The sequence below is a fragment of the Pseudomonas sp. W15Feb9B genome, from assembly GCF_000828175.1.
GTDB lineage: Bacteria > Pseudomonadota > Gammaproteobacteria > Pseudomonadales > Pseudomonadaceae > Aquipseudomonas > Aquipseudomonas parakoreensis.
The window spans coordinates 16,790-28,734 of sequence record NZ_JTKF01000046.1 but is presented as its reverse complement, the minus strand read 5'-3'; the positions used below and the strand labels follow the sequence as shown (position 1 = coordinate 28,734).

Genomic DNA, 11,945 nt, shown 5'->3' with positions numbered 1-11,945 from the left:
CAAGCAACAAGGAACCCACGCGTATGCGCGTTGCGATACTGGATGATGAACCCGCCGAACTGCGTCGGGTCGAGCAAACCCTGCAGCAGATGGCTGCAGTGGGAGAGCAGCCTTGGTCGCTGCACAGCTTTGAACGGGGTGAGGACCTGTTGCGCCAGTTGCGTCGGGACACCTTCGACTTGCTGATCCTCGACTGGCAACTGCCCGACATCACTGGCCTGGCGCTGCTGCGCTGGACCCGCGAACACATGGAGTCGCCACCCGCCGCGATCATGCTGACCAGCCGCGACGGCGAAAGCGATATCGTCCAGGCGCTGAACGCCGGCGCCGACGATTACGTCAGCAAGCCTTTCCGCCCCAACGAGCTGAAAGCCCGAGTCGCCGCCGTCCTGCGCCGGCACAGCCAGCCACGCAGCAGTGCTGCCGAAGTCCTGACCTTCTATGACCTGACCTTCGACGATGCTGAACTGAGTGTCACCCGCGAGGGAAAGTCAGTCGTCATGACCGAACGTGAGTACCGCCTGGCGCGGTGCCTGTTCAGTAACCTGGGTCGGCCGTTATCGCGGGAGTATCTGTACGAACGCTTCTGGCCGCATGAAGAAGTCGCGTCATCACGGCCGCTGGATACGCACATCTATCGCCTGCGCAACAAACTGGGGCTGACGGCAGATCGAGGTTGGCAGTTGCTGACGATTTATGGGTATGGGTATCGGTTGGAGAGTGTGGCGGTTGCATCCGAGTAAAAATCAAAAGATCGCAGCCTGCGGCAGCTCCTACCGGTAATCCATGTAGGAGCTGCCGCAGGCTGCGATCTTTTGATCTGCCAACAAAAAGGCCAACGCTTGAGCGTTGGCCTTTTTGTTTGACGCCGACCGGGATCAGAAATCCAGGTTGGATACCGCCAACGCATTGCTCTCGATGAAGTCACGGCGAGGTTCGACCGCATCACCCATCAGGGTGTTGAAGATCTGGTCTGCGCCAATGGCGTCTTCGATGGTGACTTTCAGCATGCGGCGCACGCTTGGGTCCATGGTGGTTTCCCACAGCTGATCCGGGTTCATTTCGCCCAGACCTTTGTAGCGCTGGATGGTGTGGCGCTTGGTGCTTTCAGCCATCAGCCAGTCGAGGGCTTCCTTGAACTCGGTGACGGCTTTCTTGCGCTCGCCGCGCTGGATGTAAGCGCCTTCGTCGAGCAGGGTGCTCAGTTGAGCGCCGAGGGTGACGACGGTCTTGTAGTCGTTGCTGCCGAAGAAGTCGCGGTTGAAGGTGACGTAGTTCGACAGACCGTGGGAAATCAGCTCGACCTCCGGCAGCCACACGCCACGTTCACGGTCTTCACGCAGGCTGGCCTTGTACACCAGGCCCGACTTCTCGACGGTGCGCAGACGCACTTCGTACTGGGCCAGCCAGTCTTGCATCTTGGCGTGGTCGCCGAGCATTTCCAGGCTCACGGCTGGCAGGTAGATGAAGTGCTCGGTCAGTTCCTGCGGGTACAGGCGCGACAGACGCTTGAGGGTCTTCATCACCATGCGGAAGTCGTTCACCAGACGCTCGAGCGCCTCACCGGAAATGCCCGGGGCCTCTTCGTTCAGGTGCAGGCTTGCATCTTCCAGGGCCGACTGCGTCATGTACTCTTCCATGGCGTCGTCGTCTTTGATGTATTGCTCTTGCTTGCCTTTCTTGACCTTGTACAGCGGCGGCTGGGCGATGTAGATGTAACCGCGCTCGATCAGCTCCGGCAACTGACGGAAGAAGAAAGTCAGCAGCAGGGTACGGATGTGCGAACCGTCGACGTCAGCATCGGTCATGATGATGATGTTGTGATAGCGCAGCTTGTCGATGTTGTACTCTTCGCGACCGATGCCGCAGCCCAGTGCGGTGATCAGGGTGCCCACTTCCTGGGACGAGATCATCTTGTCGAAGCGTGCTTTCTCGACGTTGAGGATCTTGCCCTTCAGCGGCAGGATCGCCTGGGTCTTGCGGTTACGTCCCTGCTTGGCAGAGCCGCCCGCGGAGTCACCTTCCACGAGGTACAGTTCGGACAGCGCCGGGTCTTTTTCCTGGCAGTCAGCGAGCTTGCCCGGCAGGCCGGCGATGTCCAGCGCGCCTTTGCGGCGGGTCATCTCACGGGCCTTGCGCGCCGCTTCACGGGCACGCGCCGCGTCGATCATCTTGCCGACGACCAGCTTGGCTTCGTTAGGGTTTTCCAGCAGGAAGTCGGAGAAGTACTTACCCATCTCCTGCTCGACCGCGGTCTTCACTTCGGAAGACACCAGCTTGTCTTTGGTTTGCGAGCTGAACTTCGGATCCGGCACTTTCACCGAGATGATCGCGGTCAGGCCTTCACGGGCATCGTCACCGGTGGTGGCGACTTTGTGCTTCTTCGCCAGACCTTCCTGCTCGATGTAGTTGTTCAGGTTACGCGTCAGTGCGGAACGGAAACCCACCAGGTGAGTACCGCCATCGCGCTGTGGAATATTGTTGGTGAAGCACAACAGGTTCTCGTTGAAGCTGTCGTTCCACTGCAGAGCGATTTCCACGCCAATGCCGTCTTCACGCTGGATGTTGAAGTGGAACACCTGATTGACCGCAGTCTTGTTGGTGTTCAGGTATTCAACGAACGCACGCAGGCCGCCTTCGTACTTGAACAGCTCTTCCTTGCCGCTGCGCTCATCCTTGAGGACGATGCCGACACCGGAGTTGAGGAAGGACAGTTCACGAATGCGCTTGGCCAGGATGTCCCAGCTGAAGTGAATGTTCTTGAAGGTTTCGCTGGACGCCTTGAAGTGGATCTGGGTGCCGGTGGTTTCGCTGTCGCCAACGATCGCCATCGGTGCCTGAGGCACGCCGTGAACGTAGGTCTGTTCCCAGATCTTGCCGCTGCGGCGTACGGTCAGTACCAGCTCTTCGGAAAGGGCGTTCACGACCGACACACCTACACCGTGCAGACCGCCGGAGACCTTGTAGGAGTTATCGTCGAACTTACCGCCAGCGTGGAGGACGGTCATGATGACCTCGGCGGCGGAAACGCCTTCCTCTTTGTGCACGTCTACCGGGATGCCACGGCCGTTGTCTTTGACGGTGATGGACTCATCCGGGTGGATGATGATGCTGATGTCGTCGCAGTGGCCGGCGAGGGCTTCGTCGATCGAGTTGTCGACCACCTCGAACACCATGTGGTGCAGACCGCTGCCATCGTCGGTGTCACCAATGTACATACCGGGACGTTTGCGTACGGCATCCAGGCCTTTCAGCACTTTAATGCTCGTTGAGTCGTACGTATTTTCTTCGCTCAATGCCTTCACTCCCGATGGTCGTGGGTCTGGGTGATACGGCCCTGTTCCACGTGGAACAGAGCGACTGGCGTTTCCGTCTGCCAGCCTTCCCTCAATAATTCGTGATCTACACAGGTGATGAAAACCTGGCAGCGTAAGTCTTCCAGCAAGCGGCACAGCGCGCGACGGTGGCTCTCGTCCAGCTCGGACGGCAAGTCATCCACCAGATAAATACACTGGCCGCGTCGGGCCTGGCTCACCAGATGCCCCTGGGCAATTCGCAAGGCACAAACCACCAGCTTCTGCTGACCCCGGGACAAGATGTCCGCGGCATTGTGTGCGCCCAATCTAAGACGCAAATCAGCCCGTTGCGGTCCGGCCTGGGTATGACCCATTTGCTGGTCCCGTTGCACGGAGCCAGCCAGTACGGCACTCAATTCCCGGTCCTTGTCCCAGCCTCGGTAATAGCTGAGCGTCAAACCTTCAAGCTCAACCAGTTCGCTCAAGGTTTGTTCAAAGACTGGTTTCAAGGCTTTGATGTAAGCGCGGCGGTATTCATCGATTTCAGCGCTGGCCTGGCACAGTTCCCTGTCCCAAACCGCTTGCGAAACGGCGTCAAGTGTACCATGCCGCAGCCAGGAGTTTCTCTGGCGCAAGGCCTTCTGCAAACGCTGCCAGGTCGCCATGAAACGCGGTTCGACGTGGAACACGCCCCAATCGAGAAACTGCCGGCGAATCTTCGGCGCACCTTCGAGCAAGCGGAAGCTATCGGGGTTGATCAACTGCAGTGGCAGGATCTCGGCCAATTGCGCAGCGCTGCGGGCGTTCTGCCCGTCGATGCGAATCTGAAACTCACCCTGACGGTCGCGAGATATGCCCAACGCACTGTGGCCACCCTCGGCCAATTCGACCTGACCGAACACCGTGCAGGCGAGTTGCTCGTACTGGATGACCGGCAACAGCCGCGTGCTACGAAACGAACGGGCAAGCCCCAGCAGATGAATGGCTTCCAGAACACTGGTTTTGCCGCTGCCGTTGGCGCCGTAAAGAATGTTGATGCGGGGGGAGGGGGAGAAGGTCACCGGGTGCAGATTGCGCACCGCGGTGACCGAAACACGACTTAACGACATCCAGGATCAGCTGATTACAGACGCATCGGCATGACAACATAAGCCGAGTCGTCATTGTCGGACTCTTGCACCAGCGCACTGCTGTTGGAGTCGGACAGGATCAGGCGAACCTGTTCGGTGGTCATCACGCCCAGCACGTCGAGCAGGTAGCTCACGTTGAAGCCGATTTCCAGCGAACCGCCGTTGTATTCAACGCCCACTTCTTCTTCGGCTTCTTCCTGCTCCGGGTTGTTGGCCTGGATCTTCAACTGACCGTTGGCCAGTTGCAGACGGATACCACGGTATTTCTCGTTGGACAGAATTGCGGTACGGCTGAAGGCTTCACGCAGTGCCTGACGATCGCCCAATACCAGCTTGTCGCCGCCCTTAGGCAGAACGCGCTCGTAATCCGGGAACTTGCCGTCGACCAGCTTCGAAGTGAAGGTGAATTCGCCGGTGGTGGCGCGGATGTGGTGCTGACCCAGAACGATGCTGACGTTGCCGTCCGGCTCGGTAAGCAGACGCGCCAGTTCGAGGATACCTTTGCGCGGCACGATCACCTGGTGGCGATCCGGCTGACCGATATCCGCCTGCATCGAGCACATCGCCAGACGGTGACCGTCGGTGGCCACGGCACGGATCACACCAGCCGAGACTTCCAGCAGCATGCCGTTGAGGTAGTAGCGCACGTCCTGCTGAGCCATGGCGAAGCTGGTGCGTTCGATCAAACGACGCAGTTTGCTCTGCTCCAGGCTGCAGGTCAGCGAACCCGGGCCTTCTTCAACCGTCGGGAAATCGTTGGCCGGCAAGGTCGACAGGGTGAAACGGCTACGACCGGCCTTCACCACCAGTTTCTGCTCGTCGACCTTGATGTCGATCAGTGCGTCGTTGGGCAGGCTCTTGCAGATGTCCATCAGCTTGCGCGCAGGCACGGTGATGGACCCGGTTTCGGCCGGTTCTTCGAGTTGCACGCGCCCCACCAGCTCGACTTCCAGGTCGGTACCGGTCAGCGACAGCTGCTGGCCGTCGACGACCAACAGCACGTTGGACAGTACCGGCAAGGTCTGTCGGCGCTCGACGACGCCTGCGACCAGTTGCAGGGGTTTCAACAGGGCTTCGCGTTGAATGGTGAAATGCATGGTCTAGTCCCTTGCCTTAATAAGCTGCGCTGGTGTTCATCAAGTGGTCAGTGTACGCAGCAGGTTCTTGTAGTCCTCGCGGATGTCCGCGTCGGATTCCTTAAGTTCGTTGATCTTGCGGCAGGCGTGCAACACCGTCGTGTGGTCGCGACCACCAAACACATCGCCGATTTCCGGCAGGCTGTGGTTGGTCAGCTCCTTGGACAATGCCATGGCCACCTGACGCGGACGTGCCACCGAGCGCGAACGACGCTTGGACAGCAGGTCGGAAATCTTGATCTTGTAGTACTCGGCGACGGTGCGCTGAATGTTATCCACAGAGACCAGTTTGTCCTGCAGTGCCAACAAGTCCTTCAGGGATTCGCGGATCAACTCGATGGTGATGTCGCGGCCCATGAAGTGCGAGTGGGCGATCACGCGTTTCAGCGCGCCTTCCAGCTCACGGACGTTGGAACGAATTCGTTGGGCGATGAAAAAAGCCGCATCGTGAGGCAACTCGACTTTGGCCTGATCAGCCTTCTTCATCAAGATCGCCACGCGGGTTTCCAGCTCCGGCGGCTCGACGGCAACCGTCAGGCCCCAGCCGAAGCGGGACTTGAGGCGCTCTTCAAGGCCTTCGATTTCTTTCGGGTAGCGGTCACTGGTGAGAATGACCTGCTGGCCACCTTCAAGCAGGGCGTTGAAGGTGTGGAAAAACTCTTCCTGGGAACGCTCTTTACGGGCGAAGAACTGAATGTCGTCGATCAGCAGGGCGTCCACCGAACGGTAAAAACGCTTGAACTCGTTGATCGCGTTCAGTTGCAGCGCCTTGACCATGTCGGCCACGAAACGCTCGGAATGCAGGTACACGACCTTGGCATTCGGGTTCTTCTTTAATAGATGGTTACCCACCGCGTGCATCAAGTGGGTTTTACCCAGGCCGACGCCGCCATACAGGAACAGCGGGTTGTAACCGTGCTTGGGATTGTCCGCCACCTGCCAGGCCGCCGCGCGGGCGAGCTGGTTGGACTTGCCTTCGACGAAATTCTCGAAAGTGAAGGTGCGGTTCAGGTAACTGGTGTGCTTGAGCGCGCCTTCGACCTGCACTGTGCGCTGTTCGGCGCGAACCGGGGCCTGTTGCGAAGCCGCACCGGCCATCGGGTCAAAGCTGTCGCGGGACGGCTCTTCACTGACTTCCTCGGTTTTCTGCGTCGAGCGCTTGGCCGGAGCTGCACTTGGAGCCGGGGCTGGCGCGCTGGCCGGCGCGGTATTGGCCTGCGCCTGGGACACCTGCGCAGCGGCCAACGGCGCATTCGGCGCGGCACGCGGTGCCGAGCTGCGTTTGCTGCCTATTAATAAGGAAAGCGCTGGCGCCATGCCGTTGCCGTGCTCATCCAGCAGTTCAAGGACGCGACCGAGGTACTTTTCGTTGACCCAGTCCAGCACAAAACGGTTCGGTGCGTAGACGCGCAACTCGTCGCCTTCGGCTTCGACCTGTAGTGGACGGATCCAGGTGTTGAATTGTTGGGCAGGCAGCTCTTCGCGCAAAAGCTCCACGCACTGCTGCCAAAGTTCCACTGACACGGATATCCCCTAAGTTGAAAGCCGGTGAGGCAAAAACAAGCGGCCATTGTAGCGGCGAGCCGTCCAGTTATCCACATGCAGGTTGTGTGGTGAACATGATTAATCAACGTGTTAACCGGTAAAAAGGCGACCAACGGTGTGTGCATAAGCTCTGTGGATAACCGCGTCTGAAGACACTGGACAACTGGGGGTGGAACTCGGTGGATAACCAGCCTGTGGATAAAAGGCCATTCCACACACAGGTTATCCGACAGCGCAGCACAGGCTGAACACGGTTTTCCACCGTAGTTGTCATTCTCTGTACATCACGCTTTATAAGGGCTGAGCAGGGTTATCCACAGAAGAGGGCCGTCCTAGCTTTTACAAGCTTTACAGAAAAGCTTTAAATAATTCCCTTCTTTATTTTTATGTCTGGCAAACAGGAATTCGGTTCCTTGAGCTCCAGAGATCTATTTATAAGGAAACGCTGGTTGGAAATTGACCTGAAGGCTTGCTTTCTCTAGAATCCCCGGTCTCTTAAAACGGGGGCCATTCCGGCCCGTTGTGGACGAACCAGGTAACACGACATGAAACGTACTTTCCAACCAAGCACTATCAAACGCGCTCGTACCCACGGTTTCCGTGCTCGCATGGCTACCAAGAACGGTCGTGCCGTCCTGTCGCGTCGCCGCGCCAAAGGTCGTGCGCGTCTGGCAGTTTGATAATCCGGCACTGGAGGTGAGTCAGGACTTCAGTCGGGAAAAGCGTCTGCTTACCCCCCGGCATTTCAAGGCAGTCTTTGACTCCCCTACCGGCAAGGTTCCGGGGAAAAATCTCCTGCTCCTTGCGCGCAACAACGATCTTGATCATCCTCGTCTCGGGCTGGTTATCGGGAAAAAGAGCGTAAAGCTCTCCGTTGAGCGCAATCGCCTCAAACGTCTGATGCGCGAATCGTTCCGTCTGCACCAGGATTCTCTGGTCGGCTGGGACATCGTTATCGTCGCGCGCAAAGGTTTGGGCGACGTAGAAAACCCCGAATTGATTCAGCATTTCGGCAAACTCTGGAAGCGCCTGGCCCGTAACAAGCCAGTTCCAGCAGTCAAAACCGAAACTGTAGGGGTAGACAGTCCAGATGCGTAAACTGGCCCTCGTTCCGATCCAGTTTTATCGCTACGCCATTAGTCCTTTGATGGCCAATCACTGTCGTTTCTACCCCAGTTGTTCTTGCTACGCGTATGAAGCCATCGAAAATCATGGCCTTCTGCGCGGTGGCTGGCTGACCTTTCGTCGTTTAGGTCGCTGTCATCCGTGGAATCCCGGTGGTTATGACCCGGTTCCACCTATCCCTACCTCCCGTTCTTCTTCGATGGCCGAGTAATCATGGATATCAAACGCACGATCCTGATCGTCGCCCTGGCAATCGTGTCCTACGTCATGGTTCTTAAATGGAACCAGGATTATGGCCAGGCTGCCCTGCCGACTCAGAATGTTGCTTCCAGTACGACTGCATCCGGTTTGCCGGACACCGTTCCTGGCAATAACGCTTCCGCCAGTGACGATATTCCGCGTGCCGCCAGCGATACCAGCGCACCTGTGGAAACGCCAGTCGCTGCCAGCAAGGATCTGATCCAGGTCAAAACCGACGTACTCGATCTGGCGATCGATCCACAGGGCGGTGACGTTGCTCAACTGACTTTGCCATTGTATCCACGTCGTCAGGACCGTCCTGATGTGCCGTTTCAACTGTTCGACAACGGCGGCGAGCGTACTTATCTGGCTCAAAGCGGCCTGATCGGCACCAATGGTCCGGACGCAAGCCCGGCCGGTCGTCCGGTTTACGCTTCGGAGAAGAAAAGTTATCAACTGGCTGACGGTCAGGACCAACTGGTTGTCGACCTGAAGTTCAGCAAGGACGGCGTCAATTACATCAAGCGTTTCACTCTGAAACGCGGCCTGTATGACGTGACCGTGACCTACCTTGTGGATAACCAGAGCGCTCAGCCTTGGTCGGGTTCGATGTTCGCCCAGCTGAAGCGCGATGCCAGTGCCGACCCTTCGTCGACCACTGCCACCGGCACCGCAACTTACCTGGGCGCCGCCCTGTGGACAAGTTCCGAGCCGTACAAGAAAGTGTCCATGAAAGACATGGACAAAGGTCAGCTCAAGGAAACCGTCACCGGTGGCTGGGTAGCCTGGCTGCAGCACTACTTCGTGACTGCGTGGGTTGCGCCGAAAGGCGAAAACAACATCGTTCAGACGCGTAAAGACAGCAAAGGCAACTACATCATCGGTTACACCGGTCCTTCGCTGACCGCTGCACCGGGTGCGAAAGTTGAAACCAGCGCCATTCTGTACGCCGGGCCGAAAAGCCAGGCCGTGCTGAAACAGTTGTCCCCAGGTCTGGAACTGACGGTCGACTACGGCATTCTGTGGTTCATCGCTCAACCGATCTTCTGGCTGCTGCAACACATTCACGCGATTGTGGGTAACTGGGGCTGGTCGATTATCTTCCTGACCATGCTGATCAAAGGGATCTTCTTCCCATTGTCGGCCGCCAGCTACAAATCCATGGCGCGCATGCGTGCCGTTGCGCCGAAACTGGCTGCATTGAAAGAGCAACATGGCGATGACCGGCAGAAAATGTCGCAAGCCATGATGGAGCTGTACAAGAAAGAGAAGATCAATCCGCTGGGCGGCTGCTTGCCGATCCTCGTGCAGATGCCGGTTTTCCTTTCGTTGTACTGGGTTCTGCTGGAAAGCGTGGAAATGCGCCAGGCGCCATTCATGCTGTGGATCACTGACCTGTCGATCAAGGATCCATTCTTCATCCTGCCGATCATCATGGGCGCGACCATGTTCATTCAGCAGCGTCTGAACCCGACTCCACCGGATCCGATGCAGGCGAAGGTCATGAAAATGATGCCAATCATCTTCACCTTCTTCTTCCTGTGGTTCCCGGCTGGTCTGGTGCTGTACTGGGTTGTGAACAACTGCCTGTCGATTGCCCAACAGTGGTACATCACGCGTAAGATCGAAGCGGCGACGAAAAAAGCCGAGGCGTAACTTACTCTGTGGATAACACCACTCAAAACGCCCCCTAGTGGGGCGTTTTGCTATCTGCCACTTTTGTCTGGATTCCGGTTTATGAGCGCACCTCGTGAAACCATCGCCGCTGTCGCCACCGCTCAAGGTCGCGGCGGTGTCGGCATCGTCCGTATTTCCGGGCCGTTGGCCAGCGTCGCAGCCAAAGCCATCAGCGGCCGTGAACTGAAACCGCGTTACGCGCATTACGGTCCGTTTTTCAGTGATGATCAGCAAGTGCTGGACGAAGGACTGGCCCTGTATTTCCCGGGGCCGAACTCGTTCACCGGCGAAGACGTGCTGGAACTGCAGGGCCACGGCGGCCCGATTGTTCTGGATATGTTGCTCAAGCGTTGCCTGGAACTGGGTTGCCGTCTGGCCCGCCCCGGCGAATTCAGCGAGCGCGCGTTCCTCAACGACAAACTCGACCTGGCTCAGGCCGAGGCGATTGCCGATCTGATCGAAGCCAGTTCTGCACAGGCTGCACGCAATGCCTTGCGCTCGCTGCAGGGAGCGTTTTCCCAGCGTGTGCATAACCTTACTGAACAACTGATCGGCCTGCGCATCTACGTGGAAGCTGCCATCGACTTTCCGGAAGAGGAAATCGACTTTCTTGCCGATGGCCATGTGTTAAGCATGCTCGACAAGGTACGTGAAGAGTTATCCACTGTGCTGCGAGAAGCCGGACAGGGTGCCTTGTTGCGCGACGGTATGACCGTGGTGATTGCCGGTCGTCCGAATGCCGGCAAGTCCAGCCTGTTGAATGCCCTGGCTGGCCGCGAAGCCGCGATCGTGACTGAGATCGCCGGTACCACGCGGGACATTCTGCGCGAACATATCCACATTGATGGCATGCCGTTACACGTGGTGGACACCGCCGGTCTGCGCGATACCGATGATCAAGTGGAAAAGATTGGTGTTGAACGAGCGCTGAAGGCGATCACAGAAGCTGACCGGGTGTTGCTGGTGGTCGATGCCACTGCGCCGGAAGCGGCGGATCCGTTTGCCCTGTGGCCGGAATTCCTCGAAACCCGGCCAGATCCGGCCAAAGTCACCTTGATCCGCAACAAGGCTGACCTGACGGGTGAGACGATTGCCCTGGAAGTCAGTGACGATGGCCACGTGACCATCAGCCTCAGCGCCAAATCCGCCGGCGAAGGTCTGGAATTGCTGCGCGACCACCTCAAGGCCTGCATGGGCTATGAGCAAACCTCGGAAAGCAGCTTCAGTGCCCGTCGCCGCCATCTGGAGGCCCTCCGCCACGCCAGTGCAGCGCTGGAACATGGTCGTGCACAGCTGACGCTGGCAGGTGCCGGTGAACTGCTGGCCGAAGATTTGCGTCAGGCACAGCACACACTGGGCGAAATCACCGGGGCATTCAGCTCCGATGACCTGCTCGGCCGGATCTTTTCCAGCTTCTGTATCGGTAAATAAGCCCTCTGCTGTAAGCAGACAGGCCCATTCGTGGCCTGTCTGCACCCTCATTTCCAATTCCTTTCTCCAGTGCCGGGCAGATTCCCTCTCCCTCAGCGGATTTCCCTCGGCCGTCGTACAGTCACTCAGCGGATTTCTGTGGATTAAGCCCTGTGAATAACTGCCACTGAGGGCAGTTGATAACAGGGCTCCAAAACTGAATATAACTGCCTCTGTGGATAACCACCTCATTCATCCACAGGCTTAAACCGGTTATCCAAGGGCCTCATTGGCACCTGGTCACAGGGTTTTGAAACGCTGTACATATTGAAATATATAGCCTGTAGCGATCTATCCACAGAAAGGATGGTCAGTAAGAATAAACA

General features: G+C 57.7%; 10 protein-coding genes. 6 read left to right on the top strand and 4 right to left on the bottom strand.

What is annotated here, in order from left to right; genetic code table 11:
• Nucleotides 1–23 precede the first annotated feature (23 nt).
• Nucleotides 24–743, top strand: a complete 720-nt coding sequence (locus OC71_RS22660; RefSeq protein WP_041073600.1) for a response regulator transcription factor — start codon at nt 24–26, stop codon at nt 741–743.
• A gap of 135 nt (nt 744–878) precedes the next feature.
• On the opposite strand, the gene gyrB is transcribed toward OC71_RS22660, so the two are convergent.
• Genes gyrB through dnaA form a run of 4 tightly spaced genes read right to left on the bottom strand, consistent with a single transcriptional unit; the run spans nt 879 to nt 7,086 of the window.
• The gene (gene gyrB / locus OC71_RS22655; RefSeq protein ID WP_007960764.1) at nt 879–3,296 is read right to left on the bottom strand and encodes a DNA topoisomerase (ATP-hydrolyzing) subunit B; all 2,418 of its coding nucleotides are present in this window, start codon (nt 3,294–3,296) and stop codon (nt 879–881) included.
• A gap of 5 nt (nt 3,297–3,301) precedes the next feature.
• Nucleotides 3,302–4,405, bottom strand: coding sequence for a DNA replication/repair protein RecF (recF, locus tag OC71_RS22650; RefSeq protein WP_003220208.1), 1,104 nt, complete (start codon nt 4,403–4,405; stop codon nt 3,302–3,304).
• A 14-nt stretch (nt 4,406–4,419) separates the two neighbouring features.
• Nucleotides 4,420–5,523, bottom strand: a complete 1,104-nt coding sequence (dnaN, locus tag OC71_RS22645) for a DNA polymerase III subunit beta (RefSeq protein ID WP_003220202.1) — start codon at nt 5,521–5,523, stop codon at nt 4,420–4,422.
• A 39-nt stretch (nt 5,524–5,562) separates the two neighbouring features.
• A complete protein-coding gene (gene dnaA, locus OC71_RS22640) occupies nt 5,563–7,086 on the bottom strand; it encodes a chromosomal replication initiator protein DnaA (protein ID WP_041073598.1) in 1,524 nt (507 codons plus the stop codon).
• Nucleotides 7,087–7,652: 566 nt separating this feature from the next.
• On the opposite strand from dnaA, the gene rpmH reads away from it, so the two are divergent.
• The 5 genes from rpmH to mnmE all read left to right on the top strand — a co-directional run bounded on the left by rpmH (nt 7,653) and on the right by mnmE (nt 11,580).
• Nucleotides 7,653–7,787 (top strand): 50S ribosomal protein L34, encoded by a 135-nt coding sequence (gene rpmH / locus OC71_RS27235; protein ID WP_003213577.1) that lies wholly within the window; start codon nt 7,653–7,655, stop codon nt 7,785–7,787.
• Between the two features lie 16 nt (nt 7,788–7,803).
• Nucleotides 7,804–8,205, top strand: coding sequence for a ribonuclease P protein component (rnpA, locus tag OC71_RS27230; protein WP_011336726.1), 402 nt, complete (start codon nt 7,804–7,806; stop codon nt 8,203–8,205).
• Nucleotides 8,198–8,443 carry a membrane protein insertion efficiency factor YidD gene (yidD, locus tag OC71_RS27225; RefSeq protein ID WP_080921994.1) on the top strand — a complete coding sequence of 82 codons (246 nt, stop codon included), beginning with the start codon at nt 8,198–8,200 and terminating at the stop codon, nt 8,441–8,443. The genes rnpA and yidD overlap by 8 nt, the downstream gene beginning before the upstream one ends.
• 2 nt (nt 8,444–8,445) lie before the next feature.
• Nucleotides 8,446–10,128 (top strand): membrane protein insertase YidC, encoded by a 1,683-nt coding sequence (gene yidC / locus OC71_RS22630; protein ID WP_027610285.1) that lies wholly within the window; start codon nt 8,446–8,448, stop codon nt 10,126–10,128.
• Between the two features lie 81 nt (nt 10,129–10,209).
• Nucleotides 10,210–11,580 (top strand): tRNA uridine-5-carboxymethylaminomethyl(34) synthesis GTPase MnmE, encoded by a 1,371-nt coding sequence (mnmE, locus tag OC71_RS22625; RefSeq protein WP_041073594.1) that lies wholly within the window; start codon nt 10,210–10,212, stop codon nt 11,578–11,580.
• Nucleotides 11,581–11,945: the final 365 nt, after the last annotated feature.

Excerpts from the sequence above, each read along its gene's own strand:
- dnaN (WP_003220202.1), bottom strand. The coding sequence starts at position 5,523 with ATGCATTTCACCATTCAACGCGAAGCCCTGTTGAAACCCCTGCAACTG.
- mnmE (WP_041073594.1), top strand. The coding sequence starts at position 10,210 with ATGAGCGCACCTCGTGAAACCATCGCCGCTGTCGCCACCGCTCAAGGT.
- yidC (WP_027610285.1), top strand. The coding sequence starts at position 8,446 with ATGGATATCAAACGCACGATCCTGATCGTCGCCCTGGCAATCGTGTCC.
- yidD (WP_080921994.1), top strand. The coding sequence starts at position 8,198 with ATGCGTAAACTGGCCCTCGTTCCGATCCAGTTTTATCGCTACGCCATT.
- OC71_RS22660 (WP_041073600.1), top strand. The coding sequence starts at position 24 with ATGCGCGTTGCGATACTGGATGATGAACCCGCCGAACTGCGTCGGGTC.
- rpmH (WP_003213577.1), top strand. The coding sequence starts at position 7,653 with ATGAAACGTACTTTCCAACCAAGCACTATCAAACGCGCTCGTACCCAC.
- recF (WP_003220208.1), bottom strand. The coding sequence starts at position 4,405 with ATGTCGTTAAGTCGTGTTTCGGTCACCGCGGTGCGCAATCTGCACCCG.